The sequence below is a fragment of the Providencia sp. LY12 genome (assembly GCF_057621555.1).
This window is the reverse complement of sequence record NZ_CM172594.1, coordinates 2,920,471-2,944,073: the sequence shown is the minus strand read 5'-3', so window position 1 is coordinate 2,944,073 and position 23,603 is coordinate 2,920,471. Positions and strand designations below refer to the sequence as shown.

General features: G+C 42.9%; 28 protein-coding genes. 25 read left to right on the top strand and 3 right to left on the bottom strand.

Going from position 1 to position 23,603, the window contains the following annotated elements; translation table 11 throughout:
* The first annotated feature begins 6 nt into the window (after positions 1 to 6).
* From ACY3ZI_RS14090 to ACY3ZI_RS14080, 3 genes are all read left to right on the top strand, one after another.
* Entirely contained in the window at positions 7 to 2,166 is a 2,160-nt protein-coding gene (locus tag ACY3ZI_RS14090; protein WP_487375381.1) for a replication endonuclease, read from the top strand.
* On the top strand, positions 2,141 to 2,512 hold the full coding sequence (locus tag ACY3ZI_RS14085) for a hypothetical protein (RefSeq protein ID WP_487375380.1): 372 nt from the start codon (positions 2,141 to 2,143) through the stop codon (positions 2,510 to 2,512). Before ACY3ZI_RS14090 ends, ACY3ZI_RS14085 begins: the two co-directional genes overlap by 26 nt.
* Before the next feature lie 120 nt (positions 2,513 to 2,632).
* Positions 2,633 to 2,851 (top strand): hypothetical protein, encoded by a 219-nt coding sequence (locus tag ACY3ZI_RS14080; protein ID WP_487375379.1) that lies wholly within the window; start codon positions 2,633 to 2,635, stop codon positions 2,849 to 2,851.
* On the opposite strand, the gene ACY3ZI_RS14075 is transcribed toward ACY3ZI_RS14080, so the two are convergent.
* Genes ACY3ZI_RS14075 through ACY3ZI_RS14065 form a run of 3 tightly spaced genes read right to left on the bottom strand, consistent with a single transcriptional unit; the run spans position 2,841 to position 5,976 of the window.
* Positions 2,841 to 3,158, bottom strand: a complete 318-nt coding sequence (locus tag ACY3ZI_RS14075) for an Ogr/Delta-like zinc finger protein (protein ID WP_433587067.1) — start codon at positions 3,156 to 3,158, stop codon at positions 2,841 to 2,843. The genes ACY3ZI_RS14080 and ACY3ZI_RS14075 overlap by 11 nt on opposite strands.
* The gene (locus tag ACY3ZI_RS14070; RefSeq protein WP_487375378.1) at positions 3,158 to 4,189 is read right to left on the bottom strand and encodes a phage portal protein; all 1,032 of its coding nucleotides are present in this window, start codon (positions 4,187 to 4,189) and stop codon (positions 3,158 to 3,160) included. The genes ACY3ZI_RS14075 and ACY3ZI_RS14070 overlap by 1 nt, the downstream gene beginning before the upstream one ends.
* Positions 4,189 to 5,976, bottom strand: a complete 1,788-nt coding sequence (locus ACY3ZI_RS14065; protein ID WP_487375377.1) for a terminase large subunit domain-containing protein — start codon at positions 5,974 to 5,976, stop codon at positions 4,189 to 4,191. The genes ACY3ZI_RS14070 and ACY3ZI_RS14065 overlap by 1 nt, the downstream gene beginning before the upstream one ends.
* A gap of 163 nt (positions 5,977 to 6,139) precedes the next feature.
* On the opposite strand from ACY3ZI_RS14065, the gene ACY3ZI_RS14060 reads away from it, so the two are divergent.
* From ACY3ZI_RS14060 to ACY3ZI_RS13955, 22 genes are all read left to right on the top strand, one after another.
* A complete protein-coding gene (locus ACY3ZI_RS14060) occupies positions 6,140 to 6,922 on the top strand; it encodes a GPO family capsid scaffolding protein (RefSeq protein WP_487375376.1) in 783 nt (260 codons plus the stop codon).
* Positions 6,923 to 6,943: 21 nt separating this feature from the next.
* Positions 6,944 to 7,972, top strand: coding sequence for a phage major capsid protein, P2 family (locus ACY3ZI_RS14055; protein WP_487375375.1), 1,029 nt, complete (start codon positions 6,944 to 6,946; stop codon positions 7,970 to 7,972).
* Positions 7,973 to 7,975: 3 nt separating this feature from the next.
* On the top strand, positions 7,976 to 8,683 hold the full coding sequence (gene gpM / locus ACY3ZI_RS14050) for a phage terminase small subunit (RefSeq protein WP_487375374.1): 708 nt from the start codon (positions 7,976 to 7,978) through the stop codon (positions 8,681 to 8,683).
* A 317-nt stretch (positions 8,684 to 9,000) separates the two neighbouring features.
* The gene (locus ACY3ZI_RS14045; protein WP_164560911.1) at positions 9,001 to 9,453 is read left to right on the top strand and encodes a head completion/stabilization protein; all 453 of its coding nucleotides are present in this window, start codon (positions 9,001 to 9,003) and stop codon (positions 9,451 to 9,453) included.
* Entirely contained in the window at positions 9,450 to 9,929 is a 480-nt protein-coding gene (locus ACY3ZI_RS14040) for a phage tail protein (protein WP_487375373.1), read from the top strand. Before ACY3ZI_RS14045 ends, ACY3ZI_RS14040 begins: the two co-directional genes overlap by 4 nt.
* A complete protein-coding gene (locus ACY3ZI_RS14035) occupies positions 9,919 to 10,623 on the top strand; it encodes a hypothetical protein (protein ID WP_487375372.1) in 705 nt (234 codons plus the stop codon). The genes ACY3ZI_RS14040 and ACY3ZI_RS14035 overlap by 11 nt, the downstream gene beginning before the upstream one ends.
* 12 nt (positions 10,624 to 10,635) lie before the next feature.
* A complete protein-coding gene (locus ACY3ZI_RS14030) occupies positions 10,636 to 11,757 on the top strand; it encodes a DUF2586 domain-containing protein (protein ID WP_487375371.1) in 1,122 nt (373 codons plus the stop codon).
* On the top strand, positions 11,754 to 12,209 hold the full coding sequence (locus ACY3ZI_RS14025; protein WP_487375370.1) for a DUF2597 family protein: 456 nt from the start codon (positions 11,754 to 11,756) through the stop codon (positions 12,207 to 12,209). Before ACY3ZI_RS14030 ends, ACY3ZI_RS14025 begins: the two co-directional genes overlap by 4 nt.
* Before the next feature lie 13 nt (positions 12,210 to 12,222).
* A complete protein-coding gene (locus ACY3ZI_RS14020; RefSeq protein ID WP_487375369.1) occupies positions 12,223 to 12,516 on the top strand; it encodes a phage holin family protein in 294 nt (97 codons plus the stop codon).
* A complete protein-coding gene (locus ACY3ZI_RS14015) occupies positions 12,513 to 12,845 on the top strand; it encodes a M15 family metallopeptidase (RefSeq protein ID WP_487375368.1) in 333 nt (110 codons plus the stop codon). Before ACY3ZI_RS14020 ends, ACY3ZI_RS14015 begins: the two co-directional genes overlap by 4 nt.
* Positions 12,845 to 13,222 carry a hypothetical protein gene (locus ACY3ZI_RS14010; protein WP_487375367.1) on the top strand — a complete coding sequence of 126 codons (378 nt, stop codon included), beginning with the start codon at positions 12,845 to 12,847 and terminating at the stop codon, positions 13,220 to 13,222. Before ACY3ZI_RS14015 ends, ACY3ZI_RS14010 begins: the two co-directional genes overlap by 1 nt.
* 101 nt (positions 13,223 to 13,323) lie before the next feature.
* On the top strand, positions 13,324 to 13,587 hold the full coding sequence (locus ACY3ZI_RS14005; protein ID WP_154602623.1) for a putative phage tail assembly chaperone: 264 nt from the start codon (positions 13,324 to 13,326) through the stop codon (positions 13,585 to 13,587).
* 44 nt (positions 13,588 to 13,631) lie between these two features.
* Positions 13,632 to 13,778, top strand: a complete 147-nt coding sequence (locus tag ACY3ZI_RS14000; protein WP_423810771.1) for a DUF6890 family protein — start codon at positions 13,632 to 13,634, stop codon at positions 13,776 to 13,778.
* Entirely contained in the window at positions 13,775 to 15,874 is a 2,100-nt protein-coding gene (locus ACY3ZI_RS13995) for a phage tail tape measure protein (protein WP_487375366.1), read from the top strand. Before ACY3ZI_RS14000 ends, ACY3ZI_RS13995 begins: the two co-directional genes overlap by 4 nt.
* A complete protein-coding gene (locus tag ACY3ZI_RS13990; RefSeq protein WP_487375365.1) occupies positions 15,867 to 16,199 on the top strand; it encodes a DUF2590 family protein in 333 nt (110 codons plus the stop codon). The genes ACY3ZI_RS13995 and ACY3ZI_RS13990 overlap by 8 nt, the downstream gene beginning before the upstream one ends.
* Complete coding sequence (locus ACY3ZI_RS13985) at positions 16,192 to 17,382, top strand: baseplate J/gp47 family protein (RefSeq protein ID WP_487375364.1); 1,191 nt, start codon at positions 16,192 to 16,194, stop codon at positions 17,380 to 17,382. The genes ACY3ZI_RS13990 and ACY3ZI_RS13985 overlap by 8 nt, the downstream gene beginning before the upstream one ends.
* On the top strand, positions 17,369 to 17,986 hold the full coding sequence (locus ACY3ZI_RS13980) for a phage tail protein (RefSeq protein WP_487375363.1): 618 nt from the start codon (positions 17,369 to 17,371) through the stop codon (positions 17,984 to 17,986). Before ACY3ZI_RS13985 ends, ACY3ZI_RS13980 begins: the two co-directional genes overlap by 14 nt.
* A gap of 13 nt (positions 17,987 to 17,999) precedes the next feature.
* Positions 18,000 to 19,922, top strand: a complete 1,923-nt coding sequence (locus ACY3ZI_RS13975) for a phage tail-collar fiber domain-containing protein (protein ID WP_487375362.1) — start codon at positions 18,000 to 18,002, stop codon at positions 19,920 to 19,922.
* On the top strand, positions 19,922 to 20,617 hold the full coding sequence (locus tag ACY3ZI_RS13970; RefSeq protein ID WP_487375361.1) for a tail fiber assembly protein: 696 nt from the start codon (positions 19,922 to 19,924) through the stop codon (positions 20,615 to 20,617). Before ACY3ZI_RS13975 ends, ACY3ZI_RS13970 begins: the two co-directional genes overlap by 1 nt.
* The gene (locus tag ACY3ZI_RS13965; RefSeq protein ID WP_487375360.1) at positions 20,599 to 21,369 is read left to right on the top strand and encodes a hypothetical protein; all 771 of its coding nucleotides are present in this window, start codon (positions 20,599 to 20,601) and stop codon (positions 21,367 to 21,369) included. Before ACY3ZI_RS13970 ends, ACY3ZI_RS13965 begins: the two co-directional genes overlap by 19 nt.
* Complete coding sequence (locus ACY3ZI_RS13960) at positions 21,320 to 21,889, top strand: baseplate complex protein (protein WP_154602631.1); 570 nt, start codon at positions 21,320 to 21,322, stop codon at positions 21,887 to 21,889. The genes ACY3ZI_RS13965 and ACY3ZI_RS13960 overlap by 50 nt, the downstream gene beginning before the upstream one ends.
* Positions 21,889 to 23,565 (top strand): hypothetical protein, encoded by a 1,677-nt coding sequence (locus ACY3ZI_RS13955; protein ID WP_487375359.1) that lies wholly within the window; start codon positions 21,889 to 21,891, stop codon positions 23,563 to 23,565. Before ACY3ZI_RS13960 ends, ACY3ZI_RS13955 begins: the two co-directional genes overlap by 1 nt.
* The last annotated feature ends 38 nt before the right edge of the window (positions 23,566 to 23,603 follow it).

Sequence of the window (23,603 nt, the reverse complement as noted above, 5' to 3'; positions counted from 1 at the left end):
ATATAAATGAATGTTGAATTAAATGAAGAACACAACAGCGACGTATATATTTCAATGCGTCGCAATCAGGATGCGAATCAGCCGGAGTTGCCTAAATCAGCGACTCTGGCTGAGCGCATTATGTGGGATGCTAATAAAGATGATGCTGAGTGGCGTCATGATATTATTTCTCACGTCCCAGACTTCCTCGCAATTTACTTTGCAACAAAGTATGCCCGCATTTTTAATAAAAATGGTCGTCGTCGTGCCAATGAGTTTTTGCGCAAAACCGCCAAGAATGTATTGCCACGATTCGCCCTTGTCATGAAACAGTATGAATTTAAACATTACGTTTCAGGCAACACACCTTTCCCATTTATCGAAAAATTAGAAAATATTGCTCAGTTGGATAGGACGATCATCAAATCATTGGCAAATGATATTGCTAATTTTATGAGTGGTAACTATCAATCGGTTACAGAGCAATATGCCAATGTTGACCCTAGTAATGAGAGAGAAGCCCGTGAGCGGCTTGATAATGTTTACGCGCTAATAGCAAAACTCACATTGCAGTCTGGTACCCAGCCGCCATATTGGCAACAGTTTATCAATGGGCGCAAGAAGCCTACTGATGATCAGTTATGCGCGGCACTATTACGCATGTTTGATGCTGCATGGTGGTACCGCAGATTAAAGCGTTTATGTGACGTAAAGCGTGAACACCTCGCTATTGCGATTGGCCAAGTCCAAAAATCAGCATCACCTTATGTATCGAAAACAACACTGCATCGCTGGGTGGAACAAAAACGTGCTAACTGGCAATTCTTAAAAGAATTTGAATTGCGTGACGAGGACGGGAATACCGCCGATTTATCAAAGATGGTGTTAGGTAGCGCAGCTAACCCTGCCGTTCGTCGCTGTGAGCTCATGGCTAGAATGCGCGGATTTGAAGATTTAGCTGATGAAATGGGCTGTGTTGGTGAATTCTACACAATAACTGCCCCATCCAAATATCATTCGGCATACCAAGCAGGTGGTTTTGTTTCTAACTGGATGGGGAACGACCCTAGAGCAACACAAAAATATCTTTGCGGTGTTTGGCAAAAAATTAGAGCTGCTTACGCGAGAGCGGGTATTCGTGTGTTCGGCTTTCGCGTTGTTGAGCCGCATCACGACGGTACACCGCATTGGCACATGCTGCTATTTGTCAGACCAGAACACGTTGACGCACTGCGTGATATTTTTTGCTATTACGCACGTTTGGAGGATTCGGAAGAACTTCAATCACAGAAAGCCCTTAAAGCCCGTTTTCATGTTGAGCCAATCGATAAAGAGAAAGGCAGTGCAACAGGTTATATCGCTAAATACATCTCAAAGAATATCGATGGCTACGCGATGGACGATGAGATTGACGAAGAAACCGGACAGAAAGCCAAAGAAATGGCACGTTCGGTATCGGCTTGGGCTTCACATCATAAAATTAGACAGTTCCAGCAAATCGGTGGCGCTCCTGTTTCTGTATGGCGTGAGTTACGCCGTATGGGGGATGACACTGAGACTTCAACCGGATTAGACCTCAATTTCGCAGAAGTACATAAAGCCGCAGATAAAACTGAGTGGGATGAATACACAAAACTCCAAGGCGGTGCTTTTGTGCGTCGCGCCGATCTCATTGCCCGTCTTTGGTATGAGCGAGACTTAAAAACTAACGCATATGGTGAACCCGTCGATTGTATCAAGGGGGTTTATTGCACTTTAGTCGGAAGCGACTGCCCTATCATCACGCGTATTAAGAACTGGCAGATAGTGCCGAAGTTGGCCGAAGCGGCAGCGGAGGCTGGTTTTGATGGCGCGATTAGCGCCCCTTGGAGTTCTGTCAATAACTGTACGCAGGCACGTAGGACGATTAAAGACAAAGAAACGGTTATTCCAGATATTGTGAGAAAAGCCAAAGAAATTGGCATCACGTTAGACCCCGAAAAAGACAGATTTATGGTCCATTCGCTAGCGAGAGGGGCAACATATACAGAGAACGGTCAGAGCGTGAGGTTTCATGCGAATGGCCACATTCAAAAAATAGTCACCAAAGTAGATAAAACTCAAAAATCACTGGCTAAGTGTGATCAGGTCATGTCCAGAATTCAGCAGAGGATAGAACAAAATGGCAAAAACAGCAGCAGAACGTAAAGCGGTACAGCGTAAAAGACAAAAAGAGAATGGTGAGATTAAATTTGAGTTGATAGTCGATAGTCAAGAACATGAAATGTTGAAAAATAATTGTGCTATACGTCGACCAGGATTACCACCTTATGAAATGAATGAATACATACAACTGTTAATTCGACAAGATAATCTTAGGCTTAGTGACAAACTGCAAGAGCTATCAAAATCAACGTGCAAAAAATGTGGGGAGCAGCTGCCAGTGACAGAGTGTTGTTTATCGGGGGATTCAGCTTGCTGGGTAACACGAGGTTGGCATGATTTGAAGCTAGATAATATTACCGTGACATGTCACAAAACAGACGGTTTATAGATAAATCACATAACCCTGTAATTCAAAAGAAATTTTAATTATTTCTGATTCACAGGGTTTCCCAAAAACTTTATTTATGTATACTGTATAAATATCCAGTATACAAATGGGAATTTGAATATGAGTGATCTATTGCAGGAATCGGTAGCATTTGAGCGCATTAGCGTTATTGCTAAATTAGGTAGTTTAGAGGGATGTAATCATTATGAGCGTCAAGTTGTGCTCACGCTTATCACAGAATTAGCAGATGATGCCAAAGAAGAGATTTTGAAGAAAAATAATAGAAAAATCAGGCTGCTTAATAGCAGCCATGCCGATTCAACTGCAATCACGCAGTAATGGAAGTTAACAAACCCAGCGCCAGTTGGCGCTGTTCTGGATTAAGATTGCCAATCATCGATTGGATCAGCTCATTACTTTTTGCACTTGGGCTGATTGTGTGGCTAAAGGTAAGATTTAAAACAAATGTATGACCGCATTCAACGTCACTACAGGCGCAATAAAGGTCTGAAAGCTCACGGTGTTTACGATTCGATTTGCGGATTATCGCCTTTTGGTTACATTCGGGGCAGAATATTTTTAATACTCGCACGTTCCAGACCTCCGGTTGTTGATAATGCCTTAATTTTAACTTATTTTTAGACATTATTCATTTTCCTTGAGCGTGTTTTGACGAAAATTCAATTTTAATGACTCATTCCTGCCGATTTCAGAATTGATGGCATTCATGAATAAATTTTGCACCGGAATAACTTCATCTTGTCGATACGCTTCCCTTGCTTTTAATGGGTCACCCAAACCGCCAGAGCCTAAGCCGGGAATGATGCCAGCAAGACCAGCAGGGAAACGATGAGCATTAAGAACATCTTGCGCACTAATGCTTTTTACATTGCTAAATTCATCATTTGCAGAAATATCCCCCACCGGAATAAATTTGATGCCATCAGGCTCCCCGTTCGGCACGCTCACAAACATGGTTTCAAAGTTACCAATCCCTTTGCTTTGACTGAGTTTTTGAACAATTTGTTCTTCAACTTCATCCGTCATGTTAGGGTCATTACAGTAAATCATCCCGCCTGTATGAGCGCCATTATGGTAATAGCGACGACGGAAAATAGTGGCTTCACTATTTAATAACGCGGCATGAATGCCCCCGATATAATCGGGTAAACCATACACTTGTTGCTGCGGGTCATACATTTTGATGTAAATGATTTCGTCAGGAGAATAAGCCAGCGATTCACCCTCTTGTAAAATGACAAAATCCTCATTTTTACGACGGCGTAAATAAAGAGAGGGTAAAACCTCTAAAGCAACGACATCACCCCAGCCGTTACGGACTTTTAAAATGGCGACATCACCAAACAGGAAGTAATTAAAAACAGCCGCTTTTAATTGCTCATGCGTTAGACCACCGCCAATATAGTCACTTGTCACCATATTATGCCGAGCATAGAGCACACCGCCATGTTGACCATTTAAATTCACTAGCTGCGCCAGTGCTTCACGGTCAATTGGGGGCGTCCAATGGTCATAATCATTGTCATACCACACATTTTGATAATCAGTGTGTGTTGTTAAAATAGGTTCAGGTTTACCCAAAGTAATACTGAAACCTTTTGAGGGAGCTTTAACTTCTCGAGCCATTTGTTTGCGTGAATTCCGTTTCTTTTTCATTATGCAGCCTTTGCAAAGTGATATTTAGATTTGCGTTTTTTATCTGTGTTCAGTGGCTCTTTGATCACCGCATGAGATGTTGCCCAAAAAACGTCAGCATGCCCCGTTTCTTGTGTTCTATCTGCAACAAATGTCATGGCACCACCTTTGCCCGTCATTGTGTGTCGAATACACAAAAATGATGCGGGGATTTCTTTTTGGTCCATATCCCATTCAATACGCTCTTCATCCACGATATCTATCATTTTCATGACTAGCTGGGTTTTCATTTGTAGGCTGTAAAGAATAGGCTGAGTGATCCGTGGTGCAAAATCCTGCACCATTTCATAAACAGATTGACCAATCCCCGTTGTATCGATACCAATGTGCGTGAAACGATATTTCTTGGTTAAATCTTCAATCAGCTTGGCTTGGTGTCGCCAGCTGAATCCCTGCCAATAAAATGTCGCCAATACCCTGAATACTTCCGGTGCCATCATTGGCGGTGCAACAATCACAAACGTAGATGTATCGCCAGAACGCGCAGGGTCATAACCGCCCCAAACTTCACGCTCCCCAAATGGACGGGGTGAATCTGGTTTATGGTCCTCCCACAGATTCACATCAACCCCACATTTCATTAGGGTGTCATATTTAAAGACAGACTTACCGCTATCAATAAACACGCACATATACAACATGTTGAATGTATCAGGGTTATAGCGTTGTCGTAGCTTATCAATGGATGCTAAGTTAAAGCCGCCGTTTATCGCGTCTTCAAGGGTGATGATATAACGCCATTGCCCATCGGGGCATTCACGCCCGCCGTCGCGCATTTCTTTTTCACTTGGAAACTCGACGTTCTTACGTTTAGGGTCATTGCCGCGCCATTCATCCCCCATCCAAAACGGATAAGCCGGATGTGTTTTAGAGCTAGGTGTGGAAAAATAAGTGATGCGCCAGCGGTCATGCGTTGCCATTGCTGATGCAACATCATTTAAGCGCTTAAAGTCAGGCACCCAAAAATATTCATCACAATATAAGTGACCTGAATAAGATTGAGCCGTATTTTTATTGGTTGATAAAAAGCGTAATTCAGCCCCATTACTTAGACGAATAGGGTTGCCTGTTAATGTGACACCGAAAAACTTTTCAGCGATATTCACAATGTATGACCGAAATACTTCGGCTTGCGGCTTTGATGCAGATAGAAAGATTTGCGGGTCACTGGTTAAGCAAGCATTTTCAAACGCTTCAAATGCAAAATACCATGTCGCCCCGATTTGACGACTTTTTAGAATATTGCGTACAGCTTGGGTAATATTAATGCGTAAGTGTTTTTGATAACCAAAGAGCATTTCATCAGCGAAATTTTGAAAGTCTTCTTCAGTGATGCTGGAAATATCATTTTTACGGTATTTTTTCTTTTTCTTAGGTTCGCCGTCGTCATCTAGAACGTAATCGCCACGTCCTTGCATATCTGACTGTTGCGCTTTTAGCGACGCCATTTTTTCAGCATGCTTATTGGCTTGTGCCATCAACTTAACGTGACTAGCAATCAGGCGGTCTAATTCATCTAATTCAAGCTCCGTTTTTTTATTTCGATCGCTTAATAAAGCGATGCGACGGTTAATCGCTTCAATCACACTTTCATGACTGAGCATATCCGCCCAATTCCATTTATTTGCCCAATAGTAAACAATCCGACGATTAGGCAGGCTCAATTCCTCCGCGATTTCCGCTGGAGTATAGCGTCGCAAATATAACGATTTTGCGACCTGTATTTTTGCATCCGTGTATTTAGCCATAGTAGATGCATTGTGCCCCGACCTTTAAACGCTGGCATTAAGCGGCTTTCGGCAAAGGATTTATAACCGAATCGAACTTGTCGCCACTGGAAAAAATGTGGGCAATACTGGGCTACCAAAAGGAATGGATGCAAATTAACCCAAGGATGGGAGCAACATGTAGATGTCACAATTGAGAACAACGTGGCTGTGTATCGCGACTGAGGGTGACACTATTGATGGACGGATTATCGAACGTCAACACCTCATTGAAGCCGCTGATACTTATGATTATAAGCTATACGCGGCATTAATTTGGCCTGAGCATAATCATGATACCGACCCCGTTGGTGAAGTTCTTGAAGTTATGCTTGATGAAAATGAAAACGGGGAATTACAGCTTTTAGCCATTCTGCGACCTTTTGTCAGTCTATTAGTGGCTAATTCAAAAGATGAGTATCTATTTACCTCCATTGAATTAACTCCGGATGGAAATTTTCGCGGTACGGGCAAGCACTATTTAGAAGGTCTGGCTGTTACTAATAGCCCGGCAAGCGTAGGAACAACACGGCTACACTTTAGTCGCAACAAATCTAAGGATGGAATCATGTCAGACAAAAAAAACTGGCGCAAAAAATATAATATTGCAGACCCAGCGCCAACACCGGAACCAACACCGGAGCCAACACCTAATCCCGACCTTCAAGAGTTAGCCGAAGCGCTGGCAGCTGCAGAAGATAAAATTGCGGAGCTGGAATCGAAGCTAAATGAAACGTCGCAAGACGTGACTGAAGTTCAAGAAGATATCGAAACAGTCAAAGAAGTTGTCGATACGAATGAATTTAAACAGTTGCGTGATAACTTGCCGAATTTAGTTAAAAATTTCAGCAAGCTGGACAAGGTGACAACGCTAAAACCAAATCCAAACCCAGCCGGAAATAAAAACGCACGTTTTAATTTTCTGTAAGGGAAAAAAGGAAAGGAATCCATGCAATTAAATAATCGTGCACGAGAGTTTTTAAAATCGTATGCCGCAGGGCTGGCGCAAGCCTATGGAGTGGATGACACTTCAAAATATTTCGCGCTGAGTGACCCAAAAGAAACATCATTGCGTAATGCACTCATGGAGCAATCTGCATTTTTGAACATGATTACATGTGCCGATGTAGACCAGCTTCAAGGGCAAGTCGTTTCAGTGGGTAACCCCGGTATTTTTACAGGTCGTAAGCAAGGTGGGCGTTTTATTCGCCAAACTGCGAACGATGGTAATGAGTACAAACTGGTTGAAACTGACTCCGGTGCAGCACTTGATTGGGCGCTTTTATCTGTTTGGGCTAACTCAGGAAGCGAAAATGAGTTTTTCCAACGTATGCAAGCTTTTACTAATGAAACATTTGCGTTGGATATGATCCGAATTGGTTGGAATGGGACTCACGTCGCCAAGTCCACTGATTTTGAAAAATACCCAAATGGTGAAGACGTCAATATTGGCTGGCATCAGATTGCAAAAGATTGGGATGGCGGTAAACAGGTGATTACTGACCCTGTCAAGCTGGATGATAAAGGGGATTATCGCTCATTAGATGCAATGGCATCAGACCTGATTAATACCTGTATTCCAGTGCAATATCGCAGTGATCCACGCTTAGTTGTATTAGTTGGGCCTGATTTAGTTGCGGCTGAACAATACCGCCTCTATCAAGCCGCTGATAAGCCAACTGAGAAAATTGCTGCTCAAATGTTGGGAACCACAATTGCAGGTCGCCCTGCGATTATTCCTCCATTTATGCCGGGCAAACGCATGGTTGTGACATATCTGTCAAACCTGCATATCTACACCCAACGCAATTCGCGTCAGCGTAAAGCGGAATTTGTAGAAGACCGTAAGCAGTATGAAAACAAATACTTACGTAATGAAGGCTATGCTTTGGAATATCCGGAGTTATATGCCGCTTATGACGAAAGTGCGGTCACTATTGGTGAAATTACTGAACCTGCTGAAAAGGTTGGTGAATAAGCCATGCTATCACCTGCTCAACGTCATCGGGCGAGCGTTGAACTACGCCAAAAGCTAGAGCAACAGCAAGCCGTTACTATCGCCGATGGTGCCAGTATGCACTTACAAGCGAGGGCGATTGAGCGGGATGTCAAAAGATTGCGTGAGCAACCGACAACGGCAGACAGAATTGAGATGAAAAAGCGGGAGTTATTACCCGCTTATCTTCCCACTGCTGAACGCTACTTGTCAGAGGGGGATGTTTACCGAAACCCAATTTTTGCTTACTGCGTCATTTGGCTATTTGATATTGGGGAGTTCGATAAAGGATTGGACTGGGCAGATATCGCCATAGAGCAAGGACAGCTCACCCCAGACAATTTCCGCAGCAATTTTCCGGCATTTGTTGCCGACACGATTTTAGCGTGGGCAATGCTGGAAAATGAAGCGGGAAACAGTATCGAACCTTATTTTTCACGCACCTTTAAGAATGTTACTGAAAAGTGGAAGGTGCATGAAAAAATCAGGGCGAAATACTACAAATTTGCAGCATTGAATTTGCTGAGAAGTGATGTCAATGCAGATGCGAAAGCCAGCGCGATTGATTGCGTTGATACGCTAGAACAGGCTGCGTCATACATGGAACGGGCGCGCCAGTTAAACCATAAAGTAGGTGTTGATACACACTTGAAGCGCATAGCAATGCGAATCAGGGCACTAACAACAGAATAAAACGACTACCGCAAGCCGAAACGGGCGCGGTGGAGGTATGACAATCATGTCATTAACTGTGGAAACCGGACTGCCCGTTTTTTTAAGGATAAATTATGTCATCAATTTTAACGTTATTTGGTTTGAGCGTTGCATTGTTTTTTATAGTTCTACTATCCACATATTATGTTTTAAAAAGTTGGAATTCATTTTGTTCATCTGCAAAGTTTAATTTTCCAGTTTTAATTAATTTTAAATCCGTAATTAGTTTTACGATAATTTTATTATTAATTAAGAGTGTGCCTAATTTATCAGTGCTTTTTACTGGGTGATAAATCATGTTCAACGGCAACGATTTAAATTATCAATCAGTTGAAATTACCAATGATGGATTCTGGCCTGATTTAAATTTGGCTGATTTCCAAAAACAACGCCAAGTACCTACTGATTTAGATAATGAATTATTAACCGATGCGTTATTAGCCAGCATTGCTGAAATTAATTTATCGCTGGAATCGCTAAAAAGGCAATTAATCGCAAAGGGTTATCAATCTGCAAGTGAAGCGCCGGGAGCCAAAGCCAACGGACAAAACGCATTATGTGCGCAATATAAAAAAGCACTGTATGCAAGAGCAAAAGCAGATTTGATTGGTGAATACACCTCAATTGTGAGTCGTGCACCAAATCCTAAGCAGGAAAATCCAGAAACGCGAAGCAATTTACTTGCGGAAGCCGCATTCGTGATCCGCAATATGAAAGGCTTAAAACGTGTCACGGTAGCGATGATATGAGCAAATTACAAAGCCTAACGAATTTTTTGAAAGCTAACTTACCAGAACGCGTTTGTAAGGTTGAATTTACTAGCGAAATGGATGAGATACATTTCATTCCTGCTCATAAAGAAGTGGGGATAGACCAGTATCAAATGATGATACAGCAATTTGATGCGGTCATCGGTTGGGGGCGATTCCCTTATCGTGATTTAGACCCGCGTTATATTCCATTGCTGATTGATGCATGGCTAAGTGAGCAAGATAACGAATTGGGCGATAGCAATCTTGAGCAAGAACCGCCATCAATGACAGTTGATGTTGATGAAGAAACCGCCGTTGTTGTAGTCACTATTTCACTCGCTGAGCCTATAGTGATGAAAGAAGATCCTAACGGGATTGTGCCGTTTGACGGTAAAAAATGGTCAATAGTTGATGCCGAAATATGGTTTGCTGAACACGCTGAAATTTATAGTGATGTGAAACATGATCATTAATGGTCAGCTGAATAAAAATCAGTTCTCTGATATGCAAAAAGCCTTAAAGGGCTTGGAGTTACCGCCTAAAAAACGGCAGCGTTTTTTATGGCGCATGGCTAAATATGGTGTGATTGCTGCTGCAAAACGAAATGTTAAAAATCAGCAGGCACCGGATGGTCAAAACTGGCCAACGCGCAAAAGTCCGTGGCGTAAAAAAATGCTGCGTAACATGCCTAAGTTACTGCATATCAAAGAAATGCCACAAATTGAGTCAGTACGTATTTATTTGCAAGGCGGTAAGTACCGCAATGGCGCTAAAAATGTGCCAGTTGGCGTAGTCGGGTATGCTCAACAACATGGGATGAACGTCACTATCAGCCGTAAGCAAGTACAAAGCCAGCAGAATAGTGATCCGAACCGATTAGCAACTAAAAAACAGGCAAAGAAACTGCGCGATTTGGGGTACCAAGTCAAAACAGGAAAGCGGCTTAAAAAGCCAACAGTCAAACAGATAACGGAAACCATGTCTTTTAATCAAGCGGGTTTACTTATCAAAAAGTTAAGCGGAAAAACAGCAAAAGCCAGTTGGACAATTGACGTTCCTGCGCGTGTTTTCCTCGGCATGAGTGACAGTGATTTTAAAAAAGCACTATCAAGGCAGTTACAAGGGATTGGATTTGGCGCTGATGTTAAAGCGCAGGACATTAAATAAAAGGATTTAACTATGTGGCCTAACGTACAGGTTAATCAAGTCAATCAGTTACAAGGCGAAACTAAAGAAATTGAGCGTGTTTTGCTGTTTGTGGGTAAAGGGGGAAATCACATTGGTGAAACCTTGCCTATTAATACCCAAACTGATTTAGACAAATTACTCGGGGAAGAAAGTACCCCTTTAAAGTCAAATATCAAAGCAGCAATGGCGAATGCAGGGCAGAACTGGTTTGGTTATGTTCACGTACTGCCCGACAGTGCCACTGACACTGATTTTGTTGATGCCGTACTCAAAGCGCAATCAGTTGCAAGTGTCGAGGGTTACGTCTATATCGGTGACACTACAAAAGCAACGATTAAAGCTGCGCAAACACTCCGCGCGAACTTAATCGCTAAATCAGGGCGTTGGACATGGTCCATTTTATCTGTTGCAGGTCTGCAAGAAGGCGAGACATGGCAGGATGCTTTAACGCGATTAGGTGAATTACAAAAAGGCGAAGCTGCAGAATCTATCCAGCTAGTGCCAATGTTATGGGGAAATGAGCCGGGTGTTTTAGCGGGTCGATTATGTAACCGTGCCGTCACCATTGCTGATAGCCCTGCCCGCGTAAAAACAGGCGCATTAATTGACTTGGGGAGTGTTGATTATCCAAAAGACAGTGCCGACGCTGAAATTGATTTAGCTACTTTGCAAGCGCTGGAAAAACTGCGTTATAGCGTTCCGATGTGGTATCCAGACTATGATGGTATGTACTGGTCGGATGGCCGCACATTAGACGTCGAGGGCGGTGATTTTCAAGCAATTGAAAACCTGCGTATTGTCGATAAAGCGGCGCGTCGTGTTCGTTTGCAAGCCATCGCGAAAATGGCAGACCGTAGCTTAAACAGCACGCCAAATAGCGTTGAAAGCCATAAGTCCTATTTCTCACGTACGATGCGTGAAATGTCACGTAGCGCAGAAATCAACGGTGTCACATTCCCAGGTGAATGTATGCCGCCGCAAGATAGCGACGTGGTTATTGTCTGGAAAACGAAAAACACTGTTGAAATTTATATTACGGTGCGCACTTACGAATGTCCGAAAGGTATCACTGTCAGCATCTTGCTAGACGCAACATTGGGAGATAACGCATGAGCCAGCGTTTAAGCGGTCAAAGCTTTGACTTCAATATCGATGGGGAGTTAATCCACGTAGAGAAAGTCAATCTATCTATCACAGATAACACCGCAGCGGCACAAACGCGCGGTATGCCAGACGGTTTTGTTGCGGGTGATGTGAGTGCTGAAGGTGAAATCGAAATCAGCTCTAAATATTTTAAAATTATCACTGCAAAAGCACGCGCAGCAGGTTCATGGCGCAGCATCAAACCGCAGGATTTTCTTTGGTATGCCAAGGCTGGCAACGAAGAAATGAAAGTTGAAGCGTTCGGGTGTAAGTTGATTGTCAGCGATATTTTGGATGTTGATCCAAAAGGTGGCGCAATCATGACCCACAAAATTAAGTTTTTAGTCACTAGCCCTGATTTTGTGAGCATTAATGGTATTCCGTATTTAGAGTCGGAATTAACTCAAACCCTTATCGGATAAGGTTTTTAGGTTCATGGAAGAACACGAAAAAACACTGATTACTATCGCGTTAATGGGCGCGTTAATCGGCATCGGAAAGATGTTAACGGGCGCAGAGCCTATCACCATTAAGTTGTTTATTGGTCGTGTGATTTTAGGGTCGGCAACCTCAGTCGCCGCCGGAGCAATTTTAATTTGGATCCCCGATATTTCACCGATTGCACTCACAGGGGTTGCATCGGCGTTAGGTATCGCGGGGTATCAAGCTGTTGAAATGTGGCTTAAAAAGCGTGGAAGCGCACTCTTACAAGGAAAGTTAAGAAAATGACTCTTAGTGAAAAACAAGCACTGTTTACTGTCATGATTGCCCAGCTCATTAATTGGGCAGACGAGCGCGGATATCGCTTAACATTTGGTGAAGCCTATCGCACACCAGAGCAGGCGGCATTAAATGCCAAGTCGGGGAAAGGTATCAAAAATAGCCTGCATACGCAGCGATTAGCTGTAGATTTCAATCTATTTAAAAACGGCGTGTGGCTAACTAAATCAACTGACCATCAGCCGCTAGGTGAGTATTGGGAGTCTATCGGGGGAACGTGGGGCGGTCGATTTAACGACGGTAACCATTATTCGTTAGAGCACAACGGGGTTAAGTAATGACAAAGCAACTCGCAATCGCGCTCACATTGTTAATTTGTGCATTCGTTGCGGGTTGGAAAGTCAACGGTATTTATCATGACAGCATAGAGCTAACCGCGAAAAAGACCGCTGATAAAACCCGCGATGCGTTTGAAGAAATATCCAGCCAATCAGGTCAAAAGCTGGAAGAAACATTGGAGGGGATTGCCAATGCTGCCCCCAGAGAAATACGCACTGAAATTATTAAGCCTGTGTTTACTAACGTTTGTGTTAGTAATGAGTTTGTCAGCATGTACAACCAAACAGCCGACAACATCGAACGTGAATTATCAGGAAAACCTGTTAAAAAAATGCTCGACAGAACTGCCGAGACTCAAGGGAACAACAGGCCGTGACATCTCAGAGCCATTAGAAAAAATGGCTATTTTATATGGTCAATGTGCCGCACGGCACAACCAATTAACGGACGAAATCAGACAGAGAAAGGAATACTCTCATGACTAAAAAAACTATCACTCTCACTATCAACGAAAAAGACATTAGCTTTGAGCCAAATATCACAGCATACAACGGCATGATTAATGATATGTCGTTAGACAATAAAGTCGCACCGATCACCACGTACTTAAAGCGAATTGTTACCCCTGAAAGCAAGGAGTTCTTAGACGAGCTTTTAGCTATCCCAAGCGCTGCAATGCAAATTGTTGAGCAAGTTAACAAAGAGTATGCGCCAAAGCTGGATATTAGCGTAAAAAACTAGTTAACCGTGTTCGCGCTATTGAAGAAAATCCGCTGCAGCAGTTTTTGATACTGCGGCAGCGGTATTTACCGCATGAGCCAGACACGGAAGAAAATATTGCCGCCGCGATTTGGCTAGATAATCGCTACTGGGAAAACCACAGAATATCTATCGCAAATGGCATAACAACCGCATTTAAGGGTGACTCATGAGCGAATTAGATTTTACTCTTAGTCTTATCGACAATATCACTAAACCCATCAAACAGGTGCAATCGGCTGTCTCTAACTTTGCTAAGAGCAGCCAAGACGCCTTTCAAAAAATCGCCATTGGTGGCGCAGGACTTGCCGCATCATTTTGGTCAGTCAAAAGCATTTTAGACCCCGCGCTTGAAATGAAAGATGCAATGATAACTGCAAATTTGCAGGGTATAGACGATGGCGTGATGGATAAAATTTCCAAAGATGCGCTCAAATTTGCGGCGCAATATGGGAAATCATCCATTGATTTTGTGAACTCAACGACAGCAATCAGTAAAGGCATTAATAACCTGAATCAACAGGATTTACCACAACTGACCCGTATCACGAATACTACTGCCGCCGCATTAAAAGCCACGTCCGATGATGCAACTGCCTACATGGGGCAAATGTTCAATCAGTTCGAAAGCCAAGCCAATGCTGTTGGCCATGTTAAATTCGCAGAGGATTTAGCGGGTAAAGCCGTGTATATGTCCAAAGCCTTTGGTGTATCAATGGCTGAGATTACGGGGTTGATGGAGGGAGCAAAAAATGCGGGTACCCAATTTGGCGTGGGCATTGATGAACAGCTCGCCGTATTAGGTGAATTGCAAAGAACGCTTGGTGGTGAATCATCCGGGGCTTATGAAGCATTCCTAAAAACAGCCGAAGATAGCGGTAAAAAATTAGGGCTGTCCTTTGTCAATGCGTCAGGGCAAATGCTGTCCATGCCTGAAATGTTGGATAAATTACAAGCTAAATACGGGAAAAGCATAGAGGGAAACCTCAAAGCACAAAAAGAAATTGAAGCCGCTTTCGGTGACTCAGCTGTGGTCGTAAAACAGCTTTACGGGAATGTCGATATTTTAAGAAAAAATATTGGTTTCTTGGGGGGTAGCGATGGAATGAAAAGAACCACTGAGCAGGCTGAAAAACTCGCTGATCCATGGGCAAGGTTAATGTCAATTTGGCAATCAATCCGTATCGCAGTTGGCATGACTTTATTACCTGTTATCACACCGCTGATTGATAAAATCGCAGAGGGTGGTCAAACACTTGTGCGCTGGTTAACACTATTCCCAAATATCGCGCGTTGGATTGGTTATATCACCATGGGTACGCTTGGATTTGCAGCTGCGGGCGCAGCAGCAAATATTGTAATGGGCATTGGTAAATTTATCATGTCCGGTTTTAGCATCATTGTAGGACTGTTTAATGGCGTCTTAAAAATAGGTGCCGCTGCTGTGTGGTTATATCGTTCTGCAATTTTGGCTTGGAATATTGCGCTAAAATTTATTCGAGGAACGTTGTTAGCTGTTCGTATAGCAGCAATGGCGGCTGGTGTAGGATTCACGTTTATGAGTTGGCCCATTCTTTTAATCATTGGCGCAATTGCATTACTTGCCGTTGGTATCTATTACCTCATTAAATATTGGGATGATATTAAAGCTGCGATTATGGACACAAAAGCGTTTCAGGCCGTAGCGATTTGGATTAAAAGCGTTGCACAGATTGCTACTGTTGCATGGCAATGGATTTCAGAGAAGTGGAATGAGTTCACAACATTTTTTGCAGATACATGGGCGTTCAAAGCGATCATGCTTGTGATTGAAACAACGAAAATCGCATTCACAAAAACATTTGATGCCATTGTTGCGGGTTGGGATAGCGTCGTTAATTTCTTTGGTGACTTCTCTATCGACAAAACATTTGAAGCGATGGGAAATACTATCAAAAACATTTTTTCAAACGTTTGGCAATCCATCACAGATATGTTTACAGGCGTCTGGAACAGCATCGTTGAAAAGTTAAATTACTTGCCGGGTGTCAACATTGAAACGAAAGCAACCGGAACCGTTGACGGTGCACCAGCCACAGCAGGTGCTGCGGGTTTATTAGTTGGTGGGCAATTGAATGGCGTAGAAAAAGGCGGCATTAGTCGGCAAATCAGCAATAACCGAACCCAATCGATTGATAACAGCAAGCGTTTTGATAACGTAACATTCAATGTGACAAACGGAATGTCACCAACGGATTTAGCGGAATGGACTGCGCTGGAAAATGGATAATTTACTCTATTTTGATTTATTAATTACTGACCGAAACTTTACACTGAACTCCGGTAATGAACCGGAGTTGTGTAATAACCGTCGGTCAATCACTCAAGATGTCGCCCACAGTATTATCGAAAGCGGTCTTGCCACGCAGTTAGTCGCGGAGCGTAGCCCAACATTACGCGCGGATATTCTCACACAAATGGAAATTCTTGTTGAAAGCGACGAGCGACTCGTGCCGGGTACCGTTGTGCTCGACGAAGAAAATAAAACACGGATTTGGGTAACAGCGGAAACGTATGACTTTGGTCCTATCAGTATTGGGGTGAGTCATGAATAACAAAAACATCCCTGAAATCGACTATGAAAATGTTTTGCGTGAAAGTGGCATGCCCATCACCGAGGAAGAAATCAGCCAACAATTTGCTGAAATTGTTCACGATGAGGGGCTAATTACTAACACATCGAATATGTCGCCATTCTGGCGGTTGATTAATACGATTGTAACCCGCCCTGTTCGTTGGCTGATTGAGGCATTAATTAATGTCACGTTAAAAAATATGTATCTCGCCACGGCGTCAGGGCAATGGCTGGATATGTTCGCATGGGGCGTGAATTTAAAGCGTAAACCTGCAACACAAGCAAACGGAGTGATCCGTTTTTATCGCTCTGCTGGGGCTGGCTCTATTACTGTGCCAGCGGGAACGATTGTTCAAACAGAGCGTATTAATGGAATTGTTTACAGTGTTAAAACCGTTGAAACCAAGGTGATTGATACTACTAGCGCATTAGTGCCGGTTATCGCTGAACATGCCGGGGGAGCTTATAACTTAGCCCCAGGTTATTTCCGTATTTTACCCGTGGCCATATCTGGCATTGAAAGAGTACAAAACGAGGAAAACTGGTTATTAGTACCGGGTGCAGATGCCGAGAGTGACAACGATTTGCGTGACCGTTGCCGCAATCAGTACAACTTAGTCGGCAGCTATCATACTGACGCTGTTTATCGCGGCATGATTGCCAGTGTAGTGGGATTGAGTATTGACCGTATTTTCTTTTTGCATGATGCGCCGCGTGGCCCGGGTACCGCAAACGCATATTTGCTGTTAGACAGTGGCGTCACAAGCCAGCCGTTTATCGATAAAGTGAATGACTATATCAATAAACAAGGCTATCACGGGCATGGTGACGATATGCAGTGCTTTCCGATGCAAGAAACGCAGCATGTTTTAAAAGTGACGCTATTTGTGCCAAGTGTGGAAAATTTCACAGCAGAAGAACTGCAAAAGCTAAAGCAAGATGCGGGCGATTTAGTGCGTTGTGCTTTTCGTGAAAACGCACTTTATGATGTTAAAAAGACATGGCCCTATTCCCGTTTTTCATTCTCAAATTTAGGTCGTGAGCTGCATAAACAATTTACGGTGTTGGATTCTATCGTTTTTAGCATTCCCGATATTGTCAGTGATTTGAATGTGCCGAGATTAAAATCACTCACGATTGAGGTGAAAAATGCCAGAGTTTAAGGAACGCTTAAAACGATTGTTGTTGCCGTCGTGGATGAACAAAGGCGAGCCTGCAACATTACTAAGAGCAACAAAGCGATTTTGGGAAATTATCTATGGGTGGCTAACATGGCCATTAGCGCAATTAGATGCAGAAACCTGCACTGAATCATTATTAAACTTGCTTGCTTATCAACGCGATATCCATCGTTTTAATAATGAACCGCTGGATTTATACCGTAAGCGCGTGAAGTACGCGTTTATCAATGCGAAAGACTCCGGCAGTGTCGCCGGATTTATTGAAATATTTAAACGCCTTGGCGTGGGCTATGTCGAAATTAACGAGCGCCAGCCAGATATTGACTGGGACGTCATTATCTTACGCGTTAGCGACGGGCAAATAGCGAATAACCCTGATTTATTGTTAAACATTATCAGGCAATACGGGCGTACTTGTCGCCGTTATCGCTTTGAAGTTATGGCTGTGCATCAGCTTGGCATGCGAGTTGGTTTTGTTGAAGCCGAATATATTTGCTATTACGCAACATTACCTAATCAGCCGCTCTATATTCGAATTGGACAAATTTCAGCGTCGAGCGAAGTCTACGGCGCTTCATTAATGTAAAGGACTGCATTATATGGCATCAGTTATTACCATTGCTTTTGAGGGATGGAAAGCCCAAGAAGCTGCAACAGGAAAGCCTGTTTTACTCAATGAGTTTGTGTTCGCGAATGTACCGAACTTAGACCCGACTAAACCTATTGACCGCAACGAAAAGTTACCACCTGCCAATCAGATTGTTCACCGTCAAGCCGTGAACAAAGCAGGGTTGGTGAGTGAGAATGCCGTCGCATACAGCGTCACTTTAGGTGCAGATGTAGGCGATTTCGACTTTAACTGGATTGGGTTACTTAATAAAGAATCCGGTACCGTTGCGATGATCACCCATGCCCCACTCCAGAAAAAGCTGAAAACGCAAAATGGGCAGCAAGGTAATGTTCTGATCCGTTCATTCTTGCTTGAGTTTAATGGCGCTGCAGAAGAAACCCAAATCAAAACCAGCGCAGAGACGTGGCAGATTGACTTTACTGCACGTCTAACGGGCATGGATGAAATGCAGCGTCTTATTAACGTCGATAACTACGGCGCAGCCGCATTCTTTAATGATGGTTTTGAAGTCACTCGTAGCGGTGAACAGTTTACCGTTAAAAAGGGTCTGGGATATGTGGGAGGTCTGCGTGGTCAGTTAGAGCAAAATCAGATTTTAAACGGGTTACGCAATACCAAGATTTACGCAGATTTCAGCTATCAAGGAAATATTGTTAGCAAATGGAATACAGTTATCAAAATTACATCAGCAGCAACGCTGAGTAATTATGTTGATGCTACGGGATTCACGCACCAAGTTTTCGCCATTGCCAGTGTTGATGCATCGGGGAACGTAAAAGACTTGCGCCCTAAAGGCGCGTTAAGCACCCAATCCATTAGTGAGCTTGAGAAAAGAGTCAATGATAGTTTGGGTGGAAAGCAAGATAAAGGGGACTATGCACTTCGCGGAGAAAGTTACACAAAAACAGAATCAAATTTGAAGTTTCAGCCAACAGGGAACTATCAACCTGCGGGAAATTATGCCCCTGCGGGTGATTATGCAACAAATGCTGCATTGAATGCTGGGCTTAATGAAAAATTTGATAAAAAAGGTGGTACAACCACAGGGGCAATATCAGTTAAGTCATCAAACGAAGCCATATCAATACAGTGTACGAATGAAGAAATTGCCTTTTATTCAATAAAAAATTCAAATGGCAACCGAGCTGCTTATTTTGGCTATGGTAGCCCTGCATCGCCGGATACACTTCAAATTATAAATAGTCGCAGCAACACAAACGTGACCATTGATGGTGGGCGAATCACAGTTAATGGTAAAGAGCTAATGTCGATAGGGGCTTACGGCTTTGGCGGGCGTGGTATCTCACTATCAACTGCGAATGATACTGAGTTGCTCTCATTATTGAGAAATGTTGATACGCCATCGCAAATACTAAGTTCTAGAGAAGTTGCTAGCCAATATTTCCCCGGTAACTACTCAGCATCGTTTTATGCTAGGGGAAATGATTCATTCACTCTGTTTGCTGCAAGTTGTTTTTCTGATGATGTTACTGTCACCGCAGGTAACAATGCAGGAACGCGATTAAAAGTCCTGAAATTACTGACAAGTCAGAATTTAGCACAAGAATTAGGTAGCAGCTCTACGGTTGCAATTAGTCAGAAAGCGGTGTCTGAATCACTGTTTGGGAGAGGTAAATATATTGATGTGACGTCACAAAGAAGTTCAGGTGTTACTTATACAAATACAACGAAAACACCGAGATTTATCTCGTTGATATTAACAGAGAACGTCATGAACCCAAGAATAGAAGTCACCGTTGATAATGTAGTTGTTATGCTTTCTTATAACTCATCAGGAACTTCTAGAAATGGGGGCGTTAGCATGATCCCTGCAGGTTCAACTTATTCATTCACAGCAAATGCTCGTATTCAAGTACTGGAGTTAAACTAATGATACATTTCAAAAATAAAGATAATGCCGTATTTGCATATACGAAGTCAGATTTAACTCAAGTTGAGAGAGCGAGTGAGCTTGAAAAGTTGATTCTAGACATGGAGCCAACATATAGCACTTTAGCTGATAGCTTACAAAAAGCATCGATTGAATTAGAAGAGACATTAAATCAACATGAGCATGTTCAAGGGAAACGTGAGGATATCTTACTTAATACTACTGATGATATTGAAATTGTTAAAGATTTAATTAAAAAACTTGATGAAGAAATTGCTCAATTGGATTTAATTGTTATCGATAAACAAGAGCAAAAAAATAATGCTCTAATTGCATTCAATAAAGTACAAGATGAATTAGAGCCTTTAAAAAGTGAATATTCTGAAATTCTTCCCGTTTTCTTTGATATCAGAGAGCATCTGAAGGTATTGAAAAAAATAACTAATAAAGAGGTTGAAGCATACATAAACCCGCCAGTCTCAAAAGAGCAATACACCGCAGAAGCAGAAATGCAAAAGCAACAGTGTGCTGAGGATGCAGAAAAAAACATCACTATTTTAGAGCGTAAAGTGCGATTGAATATGGCAACTGACGCCGATAAAAATAGTCTTACTGCATGGGAAATTTACAGCATTAACATTGCTGATATCGACACATCAACCGCACCGGATATCACATGGCCAGTGAAACCATAATTCACCCAAAGTGGCGTAAATCCGTAATGAAAATGTCCCCGACTATGTCGGGGCTAACTTGTTCGATGGTGCCTGCACACCCATTTATCTACGGGCTAGGGCAAAAAACAGAAACGGGAAGCTATTTAAGCCCAACAAATTCTATTAACCATATAGCCAAAAAACTGGCGGGAACGGCTGAAACTGAAATCGTTGTCATGATGGTCAGTGCGAAAAGTCACCTTGAATTTATGTCACTGTTACAGCTATTTTCAACTGTATTCCCCTTGCCTGTTTTTTCGCAAGTTGAGCGCATGGCGAAAACCGCGGCAAATCTGCAAATGACCAAAATGCAGCTGCCGGGGTCGCAATTTGGCGGTTTACCAAAGCCACAGGCACTATCAACATCAAGTAGCCGCGCCACTATCAACGCTCAACTGATAGAACAAGCCAAAAACAGCGCAGGCAGTGCCAGTGGTATAGATGCCATGAAAGCGGCGATGTCGGGATTTAAGTCAGCAAGAGAAACTGCACTCAAAGACATTGGCAATAAACTGGCTGATTTATTGGGAAAATCAGTGGTTATTTGGAGTTTTACGGGCAAAGGCACGGGCGATTATTTAGCCGAGCAGCTAAAAAAAGATATTCCGGAGCCGGATGCTATTTTTACACTAGCAACACTGTTCGCAGGAAGCGAACTAGCACCATTAAAGGGAATGCTTCATGAACCAATCAACCAACCAGAAACCGACAACAATCATATTCGCCCTTGACGGCGAAGCGATCCCTTTAAAAAACATCAAAGTTAACCCGTCGGTACAATTTCAAGATAAAGACCAATCCGGTCAAACGTCGAGCACAGCTGTCGCTGAGCAAGGAATCAAGCCAAAAGAGCTGCGTGTCACGGGCGTGATTAACTTTACGGATGACAAAATTCTATCGCGATTATTTGCCCTTGCCGAAGCCAAAGACGGCGGAAAATTAAAGCGTTATCGCGTTGCCAACCATACTGCCAAAGCTATTAATTTTCGCATTGCTACATTTACGGGCAATATTGACGCCAGCGAAATTGACGGGCAAATGGCGTGGCAAGTCACGTTCACGCTAAGAGAACATTTGTCTGTTTCTGAGAAAAAAGATATTAGAGCAGCAGGTCAAGTTCAAGCGAAGAAACAAACCGGTAATCCAAAAGCACCGGTTAAAGGAACGTCAGCTGCAGAAGAAAAAGACGAATTAACATGGTTCGAAAGTACGGTTTTGAAACCAATTGATGATTTTGGGAATAAATTCTGATGAAGCCAATTAGCCGCTGTTATTTATCCAGTGATGAGGTTCATATTGTTGATGCCAAAATCATGCTGGAGTTATCCGCGTGTGGGCGTGGATTTTTAACGGTTGAAACAGAAAAAGACTATACCGGAAAGTTAGTTCGCTTCGACACGGGTTACACTGATTCGCTCTATCGTTATTTCACTGGATATGTCGAACGCGCACAACCTGCTGAGAACGGATTTCAAAAACTGTTTGTTCGTGAGCTGGTAGCGGTATTTGATAAAATGTGGCCATGTTCATTTCAGCACCCAACATTAAAAAACATCACAGACTATCTACACGAAAATAGCGGGTTAACCTTTATTTTGCCTGATGCGAAATATATTAATACACCGATTCCGCATTTCACCCACAACGGTACCGGATTTCAACTGTTAGCCAATTTAGGCGCTGTTTTCAGTATTGATGATTATGTGTGGTACCAAATGCCTGATGGAAAAATCTTTGTGGGAAGTTGGTCCGATTCGATGTTTAAAGATGATAACCACGAAATCTCCGCAAAATTCTCAAAAGGGCAATCAGCAGGTAACAGCGCTACTTATCCTTTAATTCCTGCTTTACGTGCCGGAACCGTGGTCAATAATCAGCGTGTTAACAAAATTCAACTTGAAAATGAAGATATTACACTCTATTGGACTGCAGTAAATCCGCTCACAGGTAAAGCAGAAAATAAAACCCCAATTCAAAGCCAAATTGATAAAGCATATCCTGAATTATCTGCAGGGCTACATTTACCAAAATTCGCCAGAATTGAATCACCAACAGAGTCAGTGAGTGCCGGTGATGTTTCTGATCCATTCAGACCCAAATACGCCGTTGATGTCCAGTTACTTGATGGTGATGGTAACGAATCTGCCGCACCCACTTATAAAGCCGTGCCGTTACCACTGCCGATGGCAGGTGGTGAAAGTGGTATGTTTCAATTTCCACCTGAGGGGACATTAGTTGAAATAGCTTTTGAGGGAGGCAGACCGGATAAACCATTTATTCGGCAAACACTCAGTCAAAATAATACCCTACCGGATATACAACCAGGGGAGCAATTGCAGCAACAGCGCAAAGAAGTTTTTCAGCGCGTGACGCAAGATGGTAGCTGGAACCGTGAAACAGACCAGACCATTAATGAGTCGTCGATGCTACGCAATATCAAAGCGGATAAAGAACAACGTGAATTAGTTGCACGGGAAACGACAGTACAAGCAACAGACACATTAACCATTCTTGGTACAAGAAAATTGTTAGCTGGGGCAATCCAGCAATTATCCGAGGGTGACTATTCTATCGCGACATCAGCAAACTATATTGCGAGTATTGAAAAAGATATGACCGTTAATGTTGGCCAGAATGCCACAGTTGAAATTAGTCAAAAGCTCATAGAGAAAGTTGGACAGATAAAGCAAAGTATTGCAGGAGTTCAGCAACAAATTATCGCCCCAGTCGTCTGGATAGGTAGCCAAAAAATCAACGTCGCGCAGTTGATGATAGACACACTCGATGTTGTCAAAGAGCTAGCCGAACTCACAGCAGAACATACCCACAGCAACACAGGCGCACCACTGAACGCGACAGCCATCAAAGGCACTGGTACCAAGTCAGAAATATTGAATAAAAAGTATTCTCCTGTCATTGGAAAGTAAAACTAGAATTAGATAGAATCATTGATATAAAAGGTTTA